Below are 22,102 nucleotides of genomic sequence, written 5' to 3'. Positions count from 1 at the left end.
TGCATTGGGCTCTGTAACAGTTTGTATGCAGGGTCTTCAGGTGATTTTGCTGCTGATCTGTTTTTACTCTGACCCCCAGGAGGAGTACCCACATGCCTTCCGTTAAACCCGGTGTTGTTACCGGTGCCGCCTATCGCGAACTCGTTTCTGCCTGCAAGCAGGACGGTTACGCCCTTCCCGCCGTCAATATTACGTCTTCAAGCACGATGAACGCTGCCCTTGAGGCTGCAGCAAATGCCGGATCTGACATTATCATTCAGCTTTCGAATGGTGGTGCACAGTTCTTTGCCGGCAAGGGCATCAAGGACGCTGCTGCGGCCCGTGTTCTTGGCGCTGTATCTGCTGCGCGTCATGCACAGCTTCTGGCTGAACATTACGGTGTTGCTGTTGTCATGCATACCGACCACGCAAACCGCAAGTTTGTGCCATGGGTCGATGAAATGCTGAAATGGAGCGAAAAGGCCTATGCCGAAACCGGTAAGGCGCTTTACAGCTCCCACATGCTGGATCTGTCCGAAGAATCCGTTGAAGACAACCTCGCGACCTGCGAAACCTTCCTGAAACGGATGTCCGCCATCGAGATGAGCCTTGAGATCGAACTGGGCGTCACCGGTGGTGAAGAAGACGGTATCGGTCATGAGCTTGATACCTCGGTTGAGGAAATCGATCCGCGCCTTTACACCCGCCCGGAAGAAGTCGAAGAAGCTTATCGTCGTCTCTCGCCGCTTGGTCACTTCTCGGTCGCGGCGGCGTTTGGCAACGTGCACGGCGTTTACAAGCCCGGCAACGTGAAGCTTCGCCCGGAGATCCTTCTGGAAAGCCAGAAATACGTGGCTGAGAAGCACGGTCTGGGTGATCGCCCGCTCGACTTCGTGTTCCATGGCGGTTCCGGTTCGGAAAAAGAGAAAATCGAAGAAGCTGTCAGCTATGGCTGCTTTAAGATGAATATCGATACCGATACCCAGTTCGCCTATGCCCGCCCGGTTGGCGAGTATGTCGAAGCCAACGCACGTGCGTTCAAGTATCAGGTCGATCCGGAAACCGATCAGCCATACAAAAAGCAGTATGACCCGCGCGTCTGGATCCGCGAAGCTGAGCTGTCGATGGCCGCACGCCTCGAAGAAGCTTTCAAGGACCTTGGCGCAACCGGTCGCACGGTTACCAAAGGCTAAGTCTGATCAAAAAAACCTGACCGTTCCGGTCACGGGATTTATGAAGCCCGCCGGTCTTGTTCGGCGGGCTTTTTCGTGGCTCTGTCATGCGTCGGGTTGTTAATTGCGGATCTCCTGACAAATACCGACAGGAACTGTCAGGGGTGCGCTTGCGTATAGCTTACGGCTCCTCTATACACTTTCCGAACAATTCAGGAACAAAAGGCCCGACATGCTGACGAAAATCTCGGTTCGCGGTGCGAAAGAACACAACCTTCAGAACATTGATGTTGAACTGCCGCGCGATTCCCTTGTGGTGATTACCGGTCTGTCGGGATCAGGCAAAAGTTCTCTGGCGTTTGATACCATCTATGCCGAAGGTCAGCGCCGCTATGTAGAAAGCCTGTCGGCCTATGCCCGCCAGTTCCTGGAACTGATGCAAAAGCCCGATGTCGAATATATCGACGGGCTGTCACCAGCCATTTCCATCGAACAAAAGACGACCTCGAAGAACCCGCGTTCGACCGTTGGCACCGTCACCGAAATTTATGACTATATGCGTCTGTTGTGGGCGCGTGTTGGCATCCCCTATTCGCCTGCCACTGGACTTCCGATTGTAAGTCAGACCGTTTCGCAAATGGTCGACCGCGTGATGGAGATGGAAGAAGGTACGCGTCTTTACCTTCTGGCACCGATCGTGCGTGGCCGTAAAGGTGAATACAAAAAAGAACTGCGTGAACTTCGCGCGCGCGGCTTCCAGCGTGTCAAGATCGATGGCGAAATGTATGACATCGACGAAGCACCTGAACTGAACAAGAAGCTCAAACACGATATTTCAGTCGTGGTTGATCGCCTGATCGTCAAGGATGGCATTTCAACCCGTCTGGCGGACAGTTTTGAAACCGCGCTTGAACTTACCGACGGCATCGTTTTGACCGAAGATGCCAAAACCAGCGAAACCACTGTGTTTTCGGCAAAGTTCGCCTGCCCGGTTTCCGGCTTCACCATCGAGGAAATCGAACCGCGCCTGTTTTCATTCAACAACCCGTTTGGCGCCTGCCCGGCCTGTGATGGTCTCGGAACCCAAATGGAATTCGACCCGATGCTGGTCGTCCCGGATGAAAGCAAAACACTTGAAGGCGGTGCCGTCGCGCCCTGGGCTAGCACAACATCGAAATACTATCTCCAGACCCTGAAATCGGTCGCCAAGCACTTTGACTTCAAAACCAATGTCCCGTGGGAAAAACTGCCCAAGAAAGCGCAGGACATCATCCTGCATGGATCTAGCGACGAAGAAGTCACGGTGACCTATGATGACGGATCACGCAGCTATAAGGTTTCGCGTCCGTTTGAAGGTGTCATTCCCAACATGGCGCGCCGCTGGCGTGAAACCGACAGTCAGTGGGCCCGTGATGAACTGTCCAAATACCAGATGGTATCGCACTGCCCGACCTGTGCGGGCAAACGCCTGAAACCCGAAGCACTGGCAGTAAAGGTTGACGGCTGCGACATTTCCCAGGTCACGGATCTTTCGATTGCCAAGGCCGCCGACTGGTTCCTGGCACTGGAAGATAAGCTGAACGCAAAAGAAACCGAGATTGCGCGTCGTATCCTTCGCGAAATCAATGATCGTCTGCGATTCCTGCGCGATGTCGGCCTGGATTACTTATCGATGTCGCGCACATCCGGCACCCTTTCCGGCGGCGAAAGCCAGCGTATCCGGCTGGCGTCCCAGATCGGTTCGGGCCTGACAGGTGTTTTGTATGTGCTTGATGAGCCCTCAATCGGTCTGCATCAGCGCGACAACGACCGCCTGCTTGAAACGCTAAAACGCTTGCGTGACCTTGGCAACACGGTCCTTGTCGTTGAACATGACGAGGATGCCATTCGCGCGGCCGACTATGTTGTGGATATGGGCCCGGGTGCGGGTATTCATGGCGGCCGCATCGTTGCCGAAGGTACCCCTGAACAGATCCAGCAAAACCCAAACAGCCTGACGGGTAAATACCTTGTCGGGGTTGAACAGATTGCAGTTCCAAAGGAACGCCGCAAGGGCAATGGCAAGGCGATTACCATCAAAGGGGCAACTGCCAACAACCTGCAAGGCATTGATGTCGATTTTCCACTGGGCAAGTTCATCTGTGTGACCGGGGTCTCGGGCGGCGGCAAATCAAGTCTTGTGATTGAGACGCTATATAAGGCGCTGGCCAAGCGGATGCACAATGCCCGCCATCACCCCGGCGCACATGACGAGATCACGGGTGTCGAGCTGATCGACAAGATCATTGATATCGACCAAAGCCCGATTGGCCGAACCCCGCGCTCCAACCCGGTCACCTATACCGGCGCCTTTACGCCCATCCGTGAATGGTTCGCCCAATTGCCAGAGGCAAAAACACGCGGCTACAAGCCCGGTCGTTTTTCCTTCAACGTCAAGGGTGGACGCTGCGAAGCATGCCAGGGCGATGGCGTCATCAAAATTGAAATGCACTTCCTGCCCGACGTTTATGTCGAATGTGACCAGTGCAAAGGCCATCGCTATAATCGTGAGACACTGGAAATATCGTTTAAAGGCAAATCGATATCCGACGTCCTTGATATGACAGTCGAAGAAGGTGCCGATTTCTTCAAGGCTGTTCCGTCCATCCGCGACAAGATGGAAACCCTTAAACAGGTCGGGCTTTCCTACATCCATCTGGGGCAGCAGGCTACCACCCTGTCGGGTGGTGAAGCCCAACGTGTGAAGCTTGCCAAGGAACTGTCCAAACGCGCGACTGGCCGGACGATCTATATCCTTGATGAGCCGACAACAGGGCTTCATTTCCACGATATCCGCAAACTTCTGGAAGTGCTGCATACGCTTGTCGATCAGGGCAATACGGTTGTCGTGATCGAACATAACCTTGATGTTATCAAAACGGCAGACTGGATTATTGATATCGGCCCCGAGGGCGGTGATGGCGGCGGCCAACTGGTCGGTGCCGGCACACCGGAGGACATCATGGGCAATGAATGCAGTTACACAGGGCGCTATCTGAAACGCCATCTTGGACTGGAATAAGACATAAGGGCAGCATGGAGCTGCCCTTTTTGTTTTGGTTTAGCCCGAATTCGTGACCCTGTCTTCAACCCGCTTGACCAGCGCGGTACTTAGCCGTTCGCTAAATCCGGACAGGAATGCGAAGACAAGCACAATGGAGATCTGCTGACCTGCGGCGGCTGATTGGCTGATTTGGTCGAGGTCATCGATCTTGTGCAGCTCATCAAGGGGGATTGGCAACATCCCGGCCCTGAGAGCCAATAGGACGATGATCGCAAAGCAGAACCCCATGCACGGCCGGAACAAGAAATTAAAGAATACGGAGGCCGGTTCCATCTCCCCCCACGGCACATCCTTGCCAAGTCGCATCATCATGCTGGTCAGGGCGCCGATGGCACCAAAACTGCCGACCACGAACAACAGGTCGTAGCTGAAACCAAACACTTTGCCATTACCGGTGCTGATAAGGTTGTCGACCTGCACAAAAAACAGGACCGCGAAGACAAGGACAATCGGCGAAAGTGCCAAGGCAAGGGCGGCGATACGCAGACTTTTGTTAAAGGCCACCTCAACCGGATTTGCCGGTGGCACCAACCTGGGCCGATCAAGCTGTTCGTTTTTGAGATCGTTTAGATATCCCTGCACAAAACCATCTCGGCCCTGGTTCAATGCCAGAAGCATGATGATGGCATCTGATTGCTTTCGGTCCTGAGCGGCCTTGGTATCGGCATCATCATCTTCGCGCCACCAACGCAGGAAAGACCGGATCACCATCGAGGATCGCCATCCCTGACGGGTGGCAACCACATATTCGATCATGCCTTCGATGTCGGCGGGACCAAATGCGCCCTCGCCCGCGCCGCCGAATGGAAATCCAAGACGTCTTTCCGTGTGGTCGCTTTGTGCGTCACCATCGCTGCTCTCGGGCTCTTTTGTGCCCTCGACAAACTCTGCATCCATGACGTGCCGTCGACGCGGCACAAGGCCGATCACCGGACAATGGGTGGGTTCGTAGCCATAGGGATGATGCGGGTAGCTCATGGAATGCCATCTTCACTTTATCGGGACAGAACGGCTCTGTCCTGTAAGACGGTTGGGATGTGGTGGTGTGAAAATTTCGGTTATGCAAGACAATGTGAACAGGTTTGCTCTGCCAGCGGTGCAATTGACTTGAAATCTGCCCCCATGCACCGCTATGTGTGTGCCACGTTATCAAAACCCACTCTGGCAAGGAGTTCGCACACGTGAATACGGTCAAGCCTGTTCATATTATTGGCGCCGGTCTGGCGGGCAGCGAAGCCGCCTGGCAATTGGCAGAAGCCGGTGTGCCCGTCATCCTGCATGAAATGCGCCCGACGCGCCCGACCGATGCACACCATACCGACAAATGTGCTGAGCTGGTCTGTTCGAATTCATTTCGGTCCGATGACAAGGAATACAATGCTGTCGGCCTGATCCATGATGAAATGCGCCGTGCAGGGTCAATCATCATGCGGTGCGCTGATCAGCATAAGGTACCTGCCGGGGGCGCGCTGGCCGTTGACCGCGAAGGTTTTTCCGAGGCCGTCACAAACGCGCTTGAAAACCATCCTTTGATCACGATGGAGCGCGGTGAAATTGATGGACTGCCGCCAGAAGAATGGGAACATACCATCATTGCGACCGGGCCGTTGACATCCGGTGCTCTTGCCGATGCCATTCGCAAGGCAACTGGCGAGGAAAGCCTTGCCTTCTTCGATGCGATCGCACCGATTGTCTATAAGGACAGCATTGATTTCGATAAGGCATGGTTCCAGTCGCGTTACGACAAGGGCGACGGCAAGGATTACATCAACTGCCCGATGTATGAAGATGAGTATAACCGCTTCATCGACGCCCTGATCGAAGGCGAAAAAACCGAATTCAAGGACTGGGAAAAAGACACCCCCTATTTCGACGGATGCCTTCCGATCGAAGTCATGGCCGAACGTGGGCGCGAAACGCTGCGCCACGGTCCGATGAAACCGGTTGGCCTGACCAACCCGCATAATCCAAAAGAAAAGCCACGCGCGATTGTTCAGCTGCGTCAGGACAACGCGCTTGGCACGCTTTACAATATGGTTGGTTTCCAGACCAAACTGAAATACGGCGCGCAGGTCGAAGTCTTCCGCACCATTCCGGGGCTCGAAAATGCCGAATTCGCCCGTCTTGGCGGCATTCACCGCAATACCTTCCTGAACTCGCCACGACTTTTGGATGGGAATCTGCGCCTTAAATCACGTCCTGATCTCCGCTTTGCCGGTCAGATTGCAGGCTGTGAAGGATATGTTGAAAGTGCCGCCGTCGGTCTGATGGTTGGACGGTTTACCGCAGCCGAAAAAGCCGGAAAAACCATCCCGACGCCGCCGCTTGCAACCGCCATGGGTGCCCTATTGAACCACATCACCGGCGGTGCCGATGAAAGTACCTTCCAGCCGATGAATGTGAATTTCGGTCTGTTCCCGGATCTTGACCTCAAGAAACGGGTCAAGGGCCGTGATCGCAAAAAGCTTTATAGCGATCGTGCCATTCCGCTGTTTGATGAGTGGCTCAGCACCGTGAACGCAGCCTGAAAAATCAAAAGCCGCATCGAAAGTGATGCGGCTTTTTTCTTTGACCTGACAGGCGCGCGATCAATAGCGATCAGGTTGGCGCGTCAGCTTGCCCGTAACATCGCGAATTTGTTCCCCGTCGCGGAACCGGCGAAAGATCAGATCAAGATTGCCGTCATCGTCGAGCGTGCGCTTGTAGACCTGCATTTCATACCCGCCTTCATCATTGATATAAAGCGCGTGAATGGTCAGGGTCTTGTCCACAATCCGTGCCCAGAAAAATGGTTCGCCTTTGAGCGGGTCATTGGGAATACGTTTCCCGAACAGCCCAGAACGCATGGCGCTGCCATAGATGTCCGCACGCTCTGTTGCGTAAAACTCGACATCCAGAGAAACGGTTTTTTCACGTCCGTCTGGCTTGTGGATGACCGTTGACCAATCGACGATAAAGCCGCGCTCGGTCTCCTTGATGACCACATCAAGATCACGGGCTTGAAGCTCGTTTTCGGCATGCTCGATGGTCGTGCCATGATAGGAACCCACGAACGGCTCGATGCTTGCGGCACGGGCCTGCGCAACAGTCATGACAGACAGGCACAGCATCCCGACAAACATCAGGCCGCTAAACCACCGTTTCCGGGTCTTTTTTATCAAATGTGCCATCTTGGTCCTCATGTCGGGCATGCCCGCATCTTGCGCCAGATATCAAAGGGTTACCAACGCTACCACGTACAGTTCAGTGCTGTCCTGACCTTTGTTGTCACTCTAAGAGATATTTATACAATGGTCATGTGACAAGCGATATCGGATCAATATCTCTTGAGCATGCCGTTAAGGGTCAACCGCAGACTGGCCGGTCGCGCCAAACCGAATTCGGCGGAAAACGGATCATATCCGGACTTGGCAAGCTTGCGGAGGTACCCGTCGGCGAGAACAACCGGCAATGCAGCCGCGTGGGCCTGTTTTGGCAACGCGCGGCGATATTTGCGGGCTTCGGCAATGCGGGCACGCGCCAATTCAGCCAGTTCACGAATGAATTCGCGGATTTCCTGCTTTTTGCGGAACTCGAAAACGTCGCCTTGTGCGACTTCGTGATGTTCCATCCGATCTTTTGGCAGATAAAGGCGTTTTGACCGCCCATGGAACACGATGGCCCGCATGATGCCGACCAGGCCATACGCATTGCCTGCAAGCCGTGCCGCATAGTCTGCATCGTCGCCACCTGCCCCAAGCAGCCTTGACGCCAGAACGCTGATCTGCCCGGACGTTTGATCAATATAGCGATCAAGTTCCTGCTGGGTGGCAGGTTGGCGGTCTTCAAGATCAAACTCACGCGCGGCAACAATCGCCTCAAGGTCGGCAATCTCAAGTTGCCGGTCGTTGATCAGGTAGGCCAGTGGCTCGACAACTTCGTGTTTGCGAACCTGCCCCGCGCCCAGTTCGGTCAGGGTGTCACGCCACCATTGCAAGCGGATATGGCCCAGCATGACTTCACTGACCATCTCGCGCGTTTTGGAAACTTCCTGATTAAATGCGTACAGGGTGAACAGAGATTCACGTTTTTCCGGTGCCGCAAACAGAGCACAGAGGAAACGGTCCCGGTCATGGCGCCTAACATAGTCGGCACAGTGGGAAAGCTTTGGCGTATCGGGCATTTATCCTATCCGATCTTACGTTCTGAACGTTGATCGTCTTTTGGGCTGTTGATGATTTCCGGCATGCTTTCGACATATAGCGATTGCGACGGGAATGCGAAAGCAGCGTCCTCTTCCTCGACAATACGTTTGAACGCAATGATGTGACGGTTGCGAATATCGCGCCACGTCACCCAGTCAGTGGTTTTGGTGAAGTAATAAAGATCAATATTGATCGAACTGGCACCAAAGTCGGACAAATGCACCATTTGGGCGACATCGGTCTGTGCAACATCTTCATCATTCTTCAGAAAATCGCGCAACTTGTCGACGATCGCTTCCATTTGTTTAGCAGTCGTTCGATATTCCAGACCAATCACCATCTTGATCCGACGATGTGTCATGCGCGACCAGTTGATCACGGGCGAATCAACGATCTGGGCGTTCGGCATCGTAACCAGCGCCTTGGCAAAGGTACGTACCTTGGTCGCCCGCAGGCCCACGACCTCAACCGTTCCTTCGAAGTGCGGTGTTTCTATCCAGTCGCCGCGCTTATACAGGTTGTCGGCGAAAATCGTCAGGCCGCCAAAGATATTGGCAACAGAATCCTTTGCCGCCAACGCAACCGCCATCCCGGCAAGGCCAAGACCACCAAGGAACGCTGAAACATCAATGCCCCAGTTTTCCAAAATGATAACGCCGCCAATTACGACGATCAGGGTCTTTACCCCACGAATGAAGAATTGGCGCAGATCATCGCCAAGCCCGGCACCAAACCGGCCGACCAGCCGATTTAACGATACGCCCAACGGCTCCACAGCGCGAAACAGCGCCCAAAAGACACAGAAACCGGCGGCGACTGAAATAGCCTCAACAGCAAAGGCATCAATTTCTTCGGGGAGTGTCAGCACCTCGGTTGCGAAATAAACGCCAAGCAGCATGAACAAAGCCTGCAACGGCAAGGCAAAGGCATCAAGCACATTGCCCATCATGCTTTCTGAACGCTGCTGTGCAATCCGACGCAAGATAGCAAGCGCACCACGCACCAGAACCCGCTTGAAGATAAAGAAAACAAGCAGCACCAAGGCAGCACCAACAAGCCTTCCGATCTCCCCGCCGCCAAGCATATCGACCCACGAATTCATGTGGCCGATCACCTCTTCGTTCAGGTTGTCCAGTTCGGTCGTGATTTCATCCATGGCTTGTAAGCTGTTCTGATGTTAAGGTTATTACGACTTCTGACTTGGTACGACTATGTAGCACATCGTTCTCTGGCCTCTGTATAACAACTAAATTGGCTCAGGCATATGGCATCATTTGCGTCCGGAAGCTTACACATTATTGGCGGCGGTCTGGCCGGTTCGGCACTTGCCACCTGCATGGCCGAGGACGGCTTTGACGTGACGCTATATGACGAGGCCGAGCCATTTGAAAGCCGCTGGACGCGCGGCATGCATACAGCACCCGAAAGCCACAAAACAGCAGAGCCAGAGATATTTTATGATCCGTCGGGACTGGTTGCCGATTTCTTTGCCGGCTACCCGGAAATCCCAACAAAACTGATCAGACCGGCCCATTGTGTGATGGGATTGAAACGGGGGCGTCGCAAACCCGCCATTGTATCGCTTGATCAGGGTATATCGCGGGCACTGATTTCCCGGCGGATAAGCATTGCGGCGCGTGCCTATACCGCACTGACACTTTGGCAACAAAGATCAGCCAGTGAAGAAAACCGGCTCGACAGCACGTTCTCATCGGGTGCATTTGACTCTGACGACAAAGCCCATCAGCCCGGCACCTATCATCGTGATGCGCTTACTGTTCTGGCTGAAGTTCTGTTTTCCATGCCTGCCCATCGATGTTCCAAGTCCCTGTTGGCGCGGGTCCTGGTCCCAAAATTACGCGGGATGCTGGCGCGCCATCATGAACCGGTGTTTGCGGCGGTTGATCCGATTATCCTCAACGATATCGCCCTGCCTGCTCTGCGTGAACGGTTCGTTGCTGCGGGCGGGACTATCAAAAGTCGAACAAAACTCGGCGATATCGACAGCACTTCGGACTACGCGACCGATTTGCTGTTCGAAGATGACAGTCAGATTGTTCTGAACCCTGATGATGCCGTTGTTCTGGCCCTGCACCCCAAACCATTATGCGATGCGGTACCCGATATCGGGATTTCACCCGCACCTGCACATCGGCGCTGCATGACGTTTGAAATGCGCAAACCATTTGCGGAACCACAAGCCCTGCTGGTCGGTGATGATATCGTGCGTGCGATCTACTGTAATCGTCGTCATCTTCAGGTAAGCCTGAACAGCAGCTTGCAATTGCAAGATACCCAGAACGCCGATCAATTTGCGCAGCTTGTCTGGCAACGTTGTGTCTGGCTCTGTGACCAGTACCTTAATCTTGATTTGCAAACGCGATCGGACAATGCGGAAAATGCACTGCATCCCAACCACTTGTTCATCAACGCCGAAGCTCCGTTTCCTGAAATGACGCCGGGAATGGCCGCCAGCCGACAGCAACTGCGGGCACCATGGAGAAACGTATTTCTGTGTGGGGATGTCTTCCCGATCGATCAGGCCCCGGGACCGGCGGCACTTTTTTCAAGCGTGCTTGATATCCGCCATGAACTGCAGAAGTTCTTTGCCTAGTGTTTTATCGTTTAGACAGCAATCATCGCCGCGGCGACGCGACGCGCCTCGGACACCAGCACATTGTAGGTCCGGCAAGCAGCACCGGTATCCATTGGCTCGATGACAATACCGTGTGGCTTGAGCGCCTGGCGCCACTCAAGCGGGACAGGTGTTAGACGTGTCCCCATTCCAAGCAACAGGATCTCGATTTCGTCGGCCTTTTCGATCACCCGTGAAAAAGAGTCCGGCGTGATGTCGTCTTTTGTCGCAACGTTCCATGAATAGACGGCTTCAGGAAACAGCAGGATCGATCCCGTAACCGTTTCTTCGCCAAATCGAAAAATGCCGTCGCCATAGCTGGTGACCATTTTACTGCCTTCGGCGACCAAGGTACTTACTTCAAGAGACATGCTGGCCCCATTTGCGGTTGTTCGATTAATCTGAATTGGACTTAGTCTGGAATTCACGGAGTGTCGAGGTGCTCTTCGGTAATTTTTCTGCGCCAAAGAATGAACAGCCCGGATAAAACGACGACACCGCAACCGACCATCATCAACATGTCGGGCTCCTCGCCAAACAGGATCATGCCCAATGCAATACCAAACAACAAGCGGGTGTACCTGAATGGTGTAACTGCGGAAACATCGCCACTGCGCATCGCTTTCATTAAGGCGGCGTAGGCAAACGCCCCCATCAGGATTGCGCCAACGAAATACGAAAAGCTTTGCGTATTCATCCACGTGAACGCTTTTCCATCCCACAATGAAAACACGATACCCGCCAAAATAATGGCCACAAAGCCGTAAAAACCGAGGATAGACGTACTTAGTGATACCGGCGCGGCACGGCTGGCAAGATCACGCCCGGCAAAGCCAATCGTACCGATGACGGCAAGCAGGGATAACGCAGAAAAGCTGTCAGCGGTCGGACGCAAAATAATCAAAACGCCAAACAATCCGACGATGATTGCCGTCCATCTTCTCCAGCCTACCTTTTCGCCAAACAGGACGGCGGCTCCAAGAACGACAATAATCGGCGTTGCCTGAAGAATGGCGGTCGTCGATGAAAGCGGCGTCAGTGCCAATGCGAGGACATAAAACAACCGGCCAATAACTTCAAAAATGATCCGTATGCCCATCGCACGCGACAGCACATCAGGATTAAGCAAGCGCTGTTTGTTGATCCGCGCGACACCTGCAAACAGGAGAGCCCCACCGACCCCAAACACAACCAGGACCTGACCGACGGCATGGGTTTCTGAGACAGCCTTAACAAACGCATCCTCGAAAGAAAACGCGATCATCGCAGCCATCATCCAGATGCTGCCGATCAGATTTGCGCGATGTTCGGGATTCGATGCGATATGGGATTTCATCGGTTGCAGCCAGTTTTTAATGGACTTTTTATCGGCTCTCTAGGCACGGAAACCAAAGACCGCAAACGATCAAATCCCGCAAAGAAATGGCCGGGTCTGTTTTCTCACAAACCCGGCCATAGTGTAAATGTCTATAAATCCAACCCGGTGGATCAGGCGCCAGCTTCCTGGCCTTCCTCTGCCTCGGGAATTTTACGTTTGAGGCGAAGGACAATCAGTAGCGGTGACGCGACACAGATCGAGGAATAGGTCCCGATCACGATGCCAAAGATCAACGCCATGGTGAAACCACGGATTGCTTCGCCGCCGAACACGAACAAGGCAATGAGTGCCAGCAACGTCGTAAACGACGTCATGGTCGTGCGTGAAAGCGTCGAGTTGATCGACAGGTCCAGCAAATCCGGGATTTCCATCTTGCGGAACTTGCGCAGATATTCACGGATACGGTCAAACACAACAACCGTATCGTTGATCGAATAACCCGCAACCGTCAGAACCGCTGCCAAGGTCGCCAGATCGAACTGAACACCGGTGATTACAAAGAAACCGATGGTGATCAAGACGTCATGCAGCAAGGCTGCAACCGACGCGACAGCGAACTGCCATTCGAACCGAACCCAGATATAGACCATGATCAGGAACAACGAGATCACGACCGAATAGAATCCGGCTTCCTTGAGCTCGCCCCCGACTTTCGGACCCACAAGTTCACTACGGCGAATGGTGACGTCATCACCAAGTGCGTCGGTGACAGCCGCAAGGGCCGCCATCTGGGCTTCTTCATCCCCATCCTGACGCTGCAACTGGATCAGGACATCATCGGGCTCGCCGAATTCCTGAATGGAAACATCGCCAAGGCCGAGGCTGCCAAGATTGTCACGCAGCGCATTGATATCGGCCGGACCGTTGGTCTTGATTTCAACCAGAATGCCGCCCCGGAAATCGATCCCGAAGTTAAGACCTTTGGTGAAGAACAAACCGACCGACGCCAGCACCATCAGCAAAGACGCGATATAGAATATCTTCCGGAATTTAAGGAACGGGATATTCACGTCATCCGGGATAAGATGTAAAGGTTTCATATCTTCCCTGTTCCCTTCCTTAAATGACCAACTCGGTCGGACGGCTGCGTTTTACCCATGCTGCAATGAGCAGCCGGGTCAGCCAGATCGCCGAGAACATTGAGGTGATAATGCCGATGGCCAGTGTCACGGCAAAGCCCTTGATCGGACCAGACCCGAAGCTAAACAGCACAAGGGCTGCAATCAGGGTCGTGATATTGGCGTCAAGAATGGTCGACATGGCGCTGCGATAACCGGCATCAATCGCATTGATGATTGTACGGCCGTTGCGGCGTTCCTCGCGGATGCGTTCAAAGATCAGCACGTTGGCATCAACCGCCATACCGACGGTCAGAACGATACCCGCAATTCCCGGCAAGGTCAGGGTCGCCTGAAGAACAGACATCACCGCCAGAACAAGGATCAGGTTCATCATAAGCGCAATGTCGGCATAGACGCCAAACCGGCCATAGCTGATCACCATGAAGGCAATCACAAACACCAGACCAAGAACGGCAGCAAATTCGCCGGCCTCGACTGAATCCTGACCAAGGCCCGGACCAACCGAGCGTTCTTCAAGGATCTGCATCGGTGCGGGCAATGCACCCGCACGCAGAAGCAGCGAAAGATCGTTGGCTTCCTGAACGCTGAATTGGCCGGTAATGATACCATTACCGCCAAGGATCGGTTCGTTGATGCGTGGTGCGGAAATCACTTCACCATCAAGAACGATGGCAAGACCACGACCGGCATTTTTGCTGGTGATATCGCCAAATCGTGCTCCACCTGCCGCATCAAAGCGGAAGGAAACAACCGGACGACCGTCACTGAAGGTTGGCTGAGAGTCGACAAGGTTGTCACCTGAGACAACGATACGACGATCAACCAGATATTCGCGGATGCCGTCGCCTTCATCCGCCGACGGCAGAATCATGGTTCCCGGCGGAAGGCCGGTTGCACGTGCATCGGCGGCCGTTTTTTCGTTATTCACAAGATGGAAGTTCATCTTTGCCGTACGGCCCAGGATGTCACGCAGGCGCGACGGATCATCAAGACCCGGAACCTGAACAACGATGCGGTTTTCGCCCTGGCGCTGGATGGATGGTTCAGTGGTGCCCAGTTCGTCAACACGACGACGGACAACTTCCAGCGACTGTGCAATCGCACGGTCAATCAGTTCGCGATAAGCGACTTCGTTATAGGTCACAACGATGTTGTTCCCCTCGCCGCTCAGTTCGGTATTCGGTTCCGCGGTGCGCGCGATTTCACGCGCCTTTTCAACGTCATCGGCCCGCAGAATGGTAATCTCGGCACCGTTGGCCGTGGCTTCACGCGGACGGTTACGGATTTGTTCCTGACGCAGTTCAGTGCGGATCGCATCGGCAAGCGCGTCATAACGTTCGCGCAGGACACTGTCGGTGTCGACTTCAAGCAGCATGTGCGAGCCGCCACGAAGATCGAGGCCGAGATTGATCTGTTTGCCCGGCAGGTAACTGGACTCAGTCGCCAGAGTGCCCGACGGCAGGAAGTTTGGCGCAGCGTAGATTACGCCCAAAGCACACACCAGAAGGACCAGTGCTGCTTTCCATTTGGTAAAATAAAGCATGTGTTTGTGACCGGATCTGTCAGGGTCAACCTTGGTCTGGTTCCAAGGTTCTTGGAACAACGGGTATTTGGTACCGCTTCAGGCCACCGGCAAAATGCAAGAAGGCGGAGCCAACTGCCCCGCCTCACTTGATACGAAGAGATTAGTCTTTCTTGGTCTCTTCTGCTTTTTCTTCTTTTTCGTCTTTGGCATCGCCTTTGGCCGGTTCGGTTTTTGAAAGAACCGTTGAAACCATGCCACGTGCGACTTTGACTTTCACACCTTCGGCGATCTCGACCGACAGTTCATCGTCGCCAACAACCTTGGCAACGGTACCAATCAGGCCACCAGCGGTGACGATCTTGTCGCCACGACGGATCGCCTCAAGCATTGCCTTATGTTCTTTCTGCTTTTTCTGCTGAGGACGAATAAGCAGGAAATAGAAAACAACAAAAATCAGGATCAGCGGCGCAAACTGCATCAGTGCACCAGCACCGTCTGCACCACCAGCGGCCTGAGCGTAAGCCGTCGAAATAAACATTAGGAACTCCTAATTCCTCAGAACAAAAAATATCAACTGCCGGAATATAACGGGGTGTTACGCCAAAGCAAGGGAGAACCGGTTTCAAAGCGGTAAAATCGGCACTTGTGTGCTTTTGTTCACCTTGTGTTGCACGAAGGCCCTTAGAACAAACACTTCCATTGGCATCCTAATGTGCTAGCTTTCCGGCCAACAAAAAACGTCACCGGAAAAAAGAAACACCCAAGAGGCCCCGATGAGTAGCGATTTCGATAAACTTTTGCCCACACTCGAACGAATTGCCACAGCGCTTGAACGCATGGCACCGCCCGCGCGCGCCAAAAATGATCTGACCGCCGCCGATGCCTTTGTCTGGCAGGCACGAACAAGCTACTTGCAACCGGTTCGGAACGTGAACCGCGTCGATATCGGGCTTCTTCAGGGTATCGGACAGCAAAAGGAAATCCTTTATAACAACACCAAGCGCTTTGCCGATGGCCTGCCGGCCAACAACGCATTGCTTTGGGGTGCGCGTGGAACCGGTAAAAGCTCCATCGTCAAGGCGATGCATGCCAAGATCAATGCTGAAAGCCCGGCATCGCTGGCATTGGTCGAAATTCATCGTGAAGATATTCCGACCCTGCCCGACCTTTTGCACATCCTGCAAGAAGGTGGTCGCCGCACTATTTTGTTCTGCGATGACTTGTCTTTTGACATGCATGACGAAAGCTACAAGTCGCTGAAGGCGGTTCTTGATGGCGGCATTGAAGGCCGCCCGAAAAATGTGATCTTCTATGCAACGTCAAACCGCCGCCACCTGATGGCGCGTGACATGATTGAAAATGAACGCTCCACGGCGATCAACCCGTCCGAAGCGGTTGAGGAAAAAGTATCCCTATCGGACAGGTTCGGTCTTTGGCTTGGCTTCCACAATATCTCGCAAGACGTCTATTTCGAGATCATCGAAGGTTATGCCAAGGAATTCGGGATCGATATCCCAACTGAAGAGTTGCATGCCCGTGCCAAGGAATGGACCGTTACACGCGGCAGCCGTTCGGGCCGTGTTGCCTGGCAGTTTATTCAGGAAGTCGCCGGCGAACTTGGCAAATCGATCGATTAGCCAAGGCGGAAATAGCGGAAAAACGGAAAACACCCGGGCCGATTGTCCGGGTGTTTTTGTTAGCGCGACACCATCACGCTTGGCAGGAACTTGATCGGGTCTGATGATTTGCGACCCTGGCGGACTTCGAAGTGAAGCTGCGGGAAGGTCACGGCCCCGGTCGTACCAACCGTCGAGATCTTTTGACCTCGCGTCACAACATCACCGCGGGCGACCAGCGGGCTTTCGGTGTGTGCATAGGCGGTCACAAAGTTATCTGCATGCTTGATCAGGATCAGGTTGCCAAAACCGCGTAACTCGTTGCCGACATAGGTCACAACACCGTTGTCGGCGGCAAGAATGGGCGTGCCGCGATTGGCCTGAATATTGATACCGTCATTAAACAACCCACCTGTCCCAGCACCGTATTTCAGAACAACCTTGCCCTGAACCGGCCAGATGAACCCTTTACGTGCAGATGGATCGGCCAAGGTGACATTCTGACGCACAGAGCTGCCCTGCCCAGCAATCGGTGTCGATTTGCTGTCCGTCTGCCAGCTGCGGGCGGAGGCCATCTGACGTTCGGCAGCGGCGGCATAGTCCTGTGGTTTCAGTCCTGGCGTCGGAATGCTTCCGCCGTTGCGTGGTGATACGCGTGCGACGGTCGTCGTCGGCCGCGCGGTCTGTGCTGGCGCACTGGTTGCTTTCGCCGGAACGCTTACGACCTGACGTCTGCCGCCAATCGTGACGGTTTTGGTCGGGGTGCTCGATCTGGACGCAACCGCTGTATCTGGTGGCAGGCTGTCGTAATTTGGTGTCCACGGCGGCAGGACAAGGCGCTGCCCCGGGTAGATTACATACGGTTCGCGAAGGTCATTGCGGCGGGTGAACTGCATAAAGTCCATGTGATAGCGCACGGCAAGCTGCGAAACTGTGTCGCCCGGCTCGACCGTGATGACCCGTTCCCCGTTCTTGAGCTTTGGCATGCTATAGGGGCTGTAGCTCGCCCCATCGCCATAAACCACCGGTACCGGCACGGAATTGAGCAAACAGCCGCCAAGCGCCGCACTTGCTGCACAAACAAGCAACAGGCGTTTTCCGTGATAAACAGCGCTTTTGACACAATTTTCCATCATGCTTCTGATTGTCTCCGATCAGCGGTTAACAATCAGTAAGCATCAAGGTGTTCAGGATGGATTTAAATGGCCTGACAGGTGTCAGAATTCCTCGGTGCCCGGAAGCATGGGAACGAACCGGACAGGCATCAGTTCGGTAACATCGACCCCACTGGGCGTCCGCAAAACGCGAAGTAAAAGCTGTGTGTGGGATACTTCCCCCACTGGCACGACCATGATGCCACCGACTGCAAGCTGATCGACAAGCACCGGCGGAACGTCCTGTGCTGCCGCCGTAACAATAATGCGATCAAACGGTGCCTGTGCTTTCCACCCAAGTCCGCCATCGGCATGCAATGTCGAAATGGTGTGCAGGCCCAACTCGCGAAACTTGTCCTCGGCCTCGCGCAGGAGTGGCTTGTGACGCTCAAGGGTATAAACACGCCGGGCGAGCTTGGCCAGGATCGCTGCCTGATAACCAGAACCGGTGCCGACCTCCAGCACCTTCATACGATCATTAAGCTCAAGCGCCTGTGTCATCAGAGCCACGATATAGGGCTGTGAAATCGTTTGGCCCTTGCTGATCGGCAACGCGACGTTTTCCCAGGCCCGGCTGACGAATGGGTCGGCGACAAAAATCTCACGCGGGATATCGGCCAGTGCAGACAGCACGGCTTCATCGTGAATGCCATCATCACGAAGGATCTGCAACAAATTGGCTATGGCGGTTTCGCGCGTAATCACCGGCTCGTTCACGGAAAGGCCTTCGTCAGTTTTTCAAACGTATCGTAGTGGGTAAAATCAAGGCTGATCGGGGTGACAGAAACATTGCCCTGCTCGATCACGCGCAGATCAGACTTTTTATCTTCTGGCAGTTCAGACTGAATAGCGCCGATCCAGTAATAGGGCTCGCCGCGCGGATCAAGGCGTTCGGCGATGTGATCACCGATCTTGCGCTGCCCTTGTCTTGAGATTTTTATCTCTGCACCGCCATTGGCTTCGTGATCCGGGAAGTTGACGTTGATCAGAACGCCTTTGGGCCAAGTTGTCGTGACCAAAGTTGCCAGAACATCCTTGAGGTACTTTTCGGCAATCGTCCAGTCGATCATGTCACCAGAAAAATACTGTGAAAACGCGACCGCAGGCACATTAAGCAATGTTGCCTCCATGGCGGCGGCAACCGTCCCCGAGTAAGTCACGTCTTCACCAAGGTTTCCACCCCGGTTTATCCCCGAAAGCACGATATCTGGCGGGGTGTCGCGCATAACCTGCTGTAAGCCAAGCAGAATGCAATCGGTTGGCGTGCCATCCACAGCAAAATGCCGTTCATCGCGTTTATGAATACGCAATGGACGGCGCAGGGTCAGGGAATGCCCCGCCCCGCTTTGTTCCATTGACGGTGCAATCACCCACACATCATCGGAAAACTCGCGTGCGAGCTGTTCCAATATCTTGATCCCGGGCGCGTCAATGCCATCATCATTACTGATCAGGATGCGTGCTTTGGTGAGATCCATCATGTCGGTATCGTCCTAGCCCGCCGAGATTACCTCTAACCCGCCCATATAAGGTTTGAGCGCATCAGGAACACGGATCGAGCCATCCGCCTGCTGATAGTTTTCCATCACGGCAATCAGGCAACGACCAACGGCAAGGCCAGACCCGTTCAGGGTATGAACAAACTGAGTCTTTTTGTCACCGGCAGCACGATAACGTGCATTCATGCGACGCGCCTGGAAATCACGCGTGTTTGAGCAAGACGAGATTTCGCGGTACTTGCCCTGTCCCGGCAACCAGACTTCTATGTCATAGGTTTTTGCCGCCGAGAACCCAATGTCACCGGTGCAAAGAATAACCGTGCGATACGGCAGACCAAGACGTTCAAGGACTGTTTCGGCACAGCGCGTCTTGCGGGTCAGTTCCTCGTCAGATTTCTCTGCTTCGACAACCGAAACCATTTCCACCTTGGAAAACTGGTGCTGGCGGATCATGCCGCGTGTATCACGCCCTGCCGACCCCGCTTCGGAGCGGAAACACTGGGTCAGTGCGGTATAGCGCAGCGGCAGTTTTGCCTGATCGATAATGTCACCGGCAACCTGGTTGGTCAGGGTCACTTCTGACGTCGGGATCAGCCAGTAATCATTGGTAGTTTTAAACGAATCCTCGGCGAATTTCGGCAACTGGCCGGTACCAAACATGGCGTCATCGCGCACCAGCATCGGCGTGATGGTTTCCTGATAACCATGTTCGCCGGTGTGCAGATCCAGCATGAACTGAGCAAGCGCACGTTCGAGTTTGGCCAGACCGCCACGCAGAATGACGAACCGGGAACCAGACAGTTTGGCTGCAGTTTCGAAATCCATCATGCCGAGTTTCTCGCCGATCTCGAAATGTTCGAGCGGCTGGAAATCAAACTCACCCGGGGTCCCCCAACGATTGACTTCGACATTGTCGTTTTCGTCTTCGCCAACCGGGACTTCGGGATCAAGAATGTTCGGGAAAGACGACAGCAAAAGATCAAGCTGGTCATTCAGGGATGCCTGACCGTCCTCGGCTTCCTTTATCTTGTCCTTGAGCGTGCCCATTTCGGCCATCAGGTCGTCGGCATTCTCGCCATTCTTGCGCAATTTGCCGATTTCACCTGAGATCGTCTTGCGGCGGGCCAGCATTTCCTGATGTTCGGTCATCAGTTTACGGCGTTCAACGTCGATATCGATCAGACGCTGTGCGGTAACGTCCTGTTTGCGCGCAGTCATTGCTGCGTCAAAAGCCTCGGGATTGTCCCGAATCCATTTAATGTCGTGCATCGAAGAGCACCCTGTCAGTCTATCTGTTTGTGGCTTTATACGATGGGGTGGACACGAGGTCCACCCCGTCAAATCGGACGGTTCAGGCGGGGGATTTCAATCAACGGGCGTTGTTGAAATCATCCTCGCCGTCATCATTGTTCGACGGTCCGGACAGCTTTGGCGCATCCCCCTCGTCGTCAGAGGATCGGGTCAAGGAAGTCTGACCGTCATCATAGGATGCAGCCGCCTCACCTTGTGCGTCGACACCGTCTTGCGCCGTTGCGACCGCGGTTCCGGTTGCGACCTCTGCCTCTCCGTCATCATCTGAGTCCGTCTCGTCATCCTCATCCGCGTCATCGTCCGCGGCGGCTTTCGCACGCTTGCGCTCGGAAATGCGCGCCATGATGATCGAGATTTCATAAAGAATGATAATCGGAATGCCCAACCCGATCTGGGAAATCAGATCCGGCGGGGTCAGAACGGCGGCAAACCCGAATGCAATGACGATTGCGTATTTCCGGCGACGTGCAAGACCATCCGCGGTGACGATGCCGGCACGCGCCATCAACGTCAACAGCACCGGCAACTGGAAGCAAAGCCCGAACGCGAAGATCAGCTTCATGACCAGCGACAGGTATTCGCCCACCTTGGCTTCAAGCTGGATCGCAAGGTTTGACGCACCACCCGCCTGTTCGAAACTGAGGAAGAACTTCCAGGCCAACGGCATGATCAGGTAATAGACCAGTGCACCGCCCATCAGGAACAGGATCGGGGTCGCAAAGATGAACGGCATGAATGCTGAACGTTCATTCTTGTAAAGACCCGGCGCGACAAACGCCCAAAACTGTCCGAGGAATACTGGTGCAGAGACAAAACAGGCCGCGAAGAACGAAACCTTGACGTAAGTGAAGAACACTTCGGTCAGGGCGGTATAAATCATGCGCCTGTCGGGCCCCATGATTTCTGCAAGCGGCTGGACGAGGAACCCGTAGATATCCTCGACAAAGTAATAGCAGACACCAAAGGTAATAAACAAAGCAAGAACCGCCCAAGTCAGGCGGTTTCTCAGCTCGATCAGATGCTCCATGATCGGCATCTGTTTGTCATGCGATTGCATGTTCACGCCTGGCTCTCCGGCTGATCTTTTTTCTTGCTGTCATCTGCGGGCGCACCCGTTGTCGTTGCCGATTTTGCAGCAGGAGCATCAGCCTTTTCGGCCGGTTTCTCTGCTTTCGGCTTGGACTCGGTCTTTTTGCCGTCGCTTTTTGGGCTTGAGATTTTGTTTTCCAGAAAATCGGTCGGATTGCTATGCGAACTGTTGACCTGCTTGCGCAGATCATCAAGTTCCGCTTCACGGATGATGTCATCAATTCCGCTCTGGAATTCACGCGCCATACCGCGCACTTTTTTCCAGTAGCCCGCCAATTTGTACAGCAAATGCGGTAACTCTTTGGGGCCGACGACAAACAGTGCGACGACGGCCACAAGAGCCATTTCGGTCCAGCCGATATCAAACATATGACA

20 protein-coding genes are annotated in these 22,102 nt (G+C 54.1%); 5 read left to right on the top strand and 15 right to left on the bottom strand.

Translation table 11 applies throughout. From position 1 onward, the window contains the following. Positions 1–92: 92 nt before the first annotated feature. Both fbaA and uvrA read left to right on the top strand, forming a co-directional pair. Positions 93–1,172, top strand: a complete 1,080-nt coding sequence (gene fbaA / locus FHI25_RS10810) for a class II fructose-bisphosphate aldolase (RefSeq protein ID WP_064781343.1) — start codon at positions 93–95, stop codon at positions 1,170–1,172. 211 nt (positions 1,173–1,383) lie between these two features. Further along, positions 1,384–4,212 carry an excinuclease ABC subunit UvrA gene (gene uvrA / locus FHI25_RS10805; RefSeq protein WP_210517725.1) on the top strand — a complete coding sequence of 943 codons (2,829 nt, stop codon included), beginning with the start codon at positions 1,384–1,386 and terminating at the stop codon, positions 4,210–4,212. A 39-nt stretch (positions 4,213–4,251) separates the two neighbouring features. Here uvrA and FHI25_RS10800 read toward each other — a convergent pair whose 3' ends face one another. After that, a complete protein-coding gene (locus tag FHI25_RS10800) occupies positions 4,252–5,232 on the bottom strand; it encodes a hypothetical protein (protein ID WP_210517723.1) in 981 nt (326 codons plus the stop codon). Positions 5,233–5,435: 203 nt separating this feature from the next. Between FHI25_RS10800 and trmFO the strand changes: the two genes are divergently transcribed. Continuing rightward, positions 5,436–6,782 carry a methylenetetrahydrofolate--tRNA-(uracil(54)-C(5))-methyltransferase (FADH(2)-oxidizing) TrmFO gene (trmFO, locus tag FHI25_RS10795; protein ID WP_210517721.1) on the top strand — a complete coding sequence of 449 codons (1,347 nt, stop codon included), beginning with the start codon at positions 5,436–5,438 and terminating at the stop codon, positions 6,780–6,782. A gap of 60 nt (positions 6,783–6,842) precedes the next feature. On the opposite strand, the gene FHI25_RS10790 is transcribed toward trmFO, so the two are convergent. From FHI25_RS10790 to FHI25_RS10780, 3 genes are all read right to left on the bottom strand, one after another. After that, entirely contained in the window at positions 6,843–7,424 is a 582-nt protein-coding gene (locus tag FHI25_RS10790) for a hypothetical protein (protein ID WP_246879038.1), read from the bottom strand. A 146-nt stretch (positions 7,425–7,570) separates the two neighbouring features. Then, complete coding sequence (locus FHI25_RS10785; RefSeq protein WP_210517716.1) at positions 7,571–8,416, bottom strand: phytoene/squalene synthase family protein; 846 nt, start codon at positions 8,414–8,416, stop codon at positions 7,571–7,573. Positions 8,417–8,421: 5 nt separating this feature from the next. After that, complete coding sequence (locus FHI25_RS10780; RefSeq protein ID WP_210517713.1) at positions 8,422–9,594, bottom strand: mechanosensitive ion channel family protein; 1,173 nt, start codon at positions 9,592–9,594, stop codon at positions 8,422–8,424. 108 nt (positions 9,595–9,702) lie between these two features. Between FHI25_RS10780 and FHI25_RS10775 the strand changes: the two genes are divergently transcribed. Then, on the top strand, positions 9,703–11,052 hold the full coding sequence (locus FHI25_RS10775) for an NAD(P)-binding protein (RefSeq protein WP_210517710.1): 1,350 nt from the start codon (positions 9,703–9,705) through the stop codon (positions 11,050–11,052). 11 nt (positions 11,053–11,063) lie between these two features. Here FHI25_RS10775 and FHI25_RS10770 read toward each other — a convergent pair whose 3' ends face one another. The 5 genes from FHI25_RS10770 to yajC form a co-directional block, all read right to left on the bottom strand. Then, the gene (locus tag FHI25_RS10770) at positions 11,064–11,444 is read right to left on the bottom strand and encodes an Mth938-like domain-containing protein (RefSeq protein WP_210517707.1); all 381 of its coding nucleotides are present in this window, start codon (positions 11,442–11,444) and stop codon (positions 11,064–11,066) included. A gap of 53 nt (positions 11,445–11,497) precedes the next feature. Further along, positions 11,498–12,409 (bottom strand): DMT family transporter, encoded by a 912-nt coding sequence (locus FHI25_RS10765; protein WP_210517703.1) that lies wholly within the window; start codon positions 12,407–12,409, stop codon positions 11,498–11,500. Between the two features lie 152 nt (positions 12,410–12,561). Next, on the bottom strand, positions 12,562–13,491 hold the full coding sequence (gene secF, locus FHI25_RS10760) for a protein translocase subunit SecF (RefSeq protein WP_210517700.1): 930 nt from the start codon (positions 13,489–13,491) through the stop codon (positions 12,562–12,564). A gap of 19 nt (positions 13,492–13,510) precedes the next feature. Next, the gene (gene secD, locus FHI25_RS10755; RefSeq protein ID WP_210517697.1) at positions 13,511–15,076 is read right to left on the bottom strand and encodes a protein translocase subunit SecD; all 1,566 of its coding nucleotides are present in this window, start codon (positions 15,074–15,076) and stop codon (positions 13,511–13,513) included. A gap of 142 nt (positions 15,077–15,218) precedes the next feature. Then, entirely contained in the window at positions 15,219–15,596 is a 378-nt protein-coding gene (gene yajC, locus FHI25_RS10750) for a preprotein translocase subunit YajC (protein ID WP_008890996.1), read from the bottom strand. Positions 15,597–15,831: 235 nt separating this feature from the next. Here yajC and FHI25_RS10745 point away from each other — a divergent pair, with 235 nt between their 5' ends. Further along, on the top strand, positions 15,832–16,695 hold the full coding sequence (locus tag FHI25_RS10745; RefSeq protein ID WP_210517694.1) for an ATP-binding protein: 864 nt from the start codon (positions 15,832–15,834) through the stop codon (positions 16,693–16,695). Positions 16,696–16,754: 59 nt separating this feature from the next. On the opposite strand, the gene FHI25_RS10740 is transcribed toward FHI25_RS10745, so the two are convergent. From FHI25_RS10740 to tatB, 6 genes are all read right to left on the bottom strand, one after another. Further along, entirely contained in the window at positions 16,755–17,810 is a 1,056-nt protein-coding gene (locus tag FHI25_RS10740; RefSeq protein ID WP_246879037.1) for a peptidoglycan DD-metalloendopeptidase family protein, read from the bottom strand. A gap of 81 nt (positions 17,811–17,891) precedes the next feature. Continuing rightward, positions 17,892–18,545: a protein-L-isoaspartate(D-aspartate) O-methyltransferase gene (locus tag FHI25_RS10735; RefSeq protein WP_008890993.1), complete on the bottom strand. Its 654-nt coding sequence runs from the start codon at positions 18,543–18,545 to the stop codon at positions 17,892–17,894. Beyond that, positions 18,542–19,309 (bottom strand): 5'/3'-nucleotidase SurE, encoded by a 768-nt coding sequence (gene surE / locus FHI25_RS10730; protein ID WP_210517691.1) that lies wholly within the window; start codon positions 19,307–19,309, stop codon positions 18,542–18,544. Before surE ends, FHI25_RS10735 begins: the two co-directional genes overlap by 4 nt. A 12-nt stretch (positions 19,310–19,321) precedes the next feature. Then, positions 19,322–20,596: a serine--tRNA ligase gene (gene serS / locus FHI25_RS10725; protein ID WP_120224752.1), complete on the bottom strand. Its 1,275-nt coding sequence runs from the start codon at positions 20,594–20,596 to the stop codon at positions 19,322–19,324. Positions 20,597–20,696: 100 nt separating this feature from the next. Continuing rightward, complete coding sequence (tatC, locus tag FHI25_RS10720) at positions 20,697–21,695, bottom strand: twin-arginine translocase subunit TatC (RefSeq protein ID WP_246879082.1); 999 nt, start codon at positions 21,693–21,695, stop codon at positions 20,697–20,699. Positions 21,696–21,697: 2 nt separating this feature from the next. After that, positions 21,698–22,096, bottom strand: a complete 399-nt coding sequence (tatB, locus tag FHI25_RS10715; protein ID WP_210517685.1) for a Sec-independent protein translocase protein TatB — start codon at positions 22,094–22,096, stop codon at positions 21,698–21,700. Positions 22,097–22,102: the final 6 nt, after the last annotated feature.

This window comes from Thalassospira sp. ER-Se-21-Dark, assembly GCF_017922435.1.
Lineage (GTDB): Bacteria > Pseudomonadota > Alphaproteobacteria > Rhodospirillales > Thalassospiraceae > Thalassospira.
The sequence above is the reverse complement of the archived record's forward strand: the minus strand, read 5'-3'. Positions and strand labels throughout refer to the sequence as shown.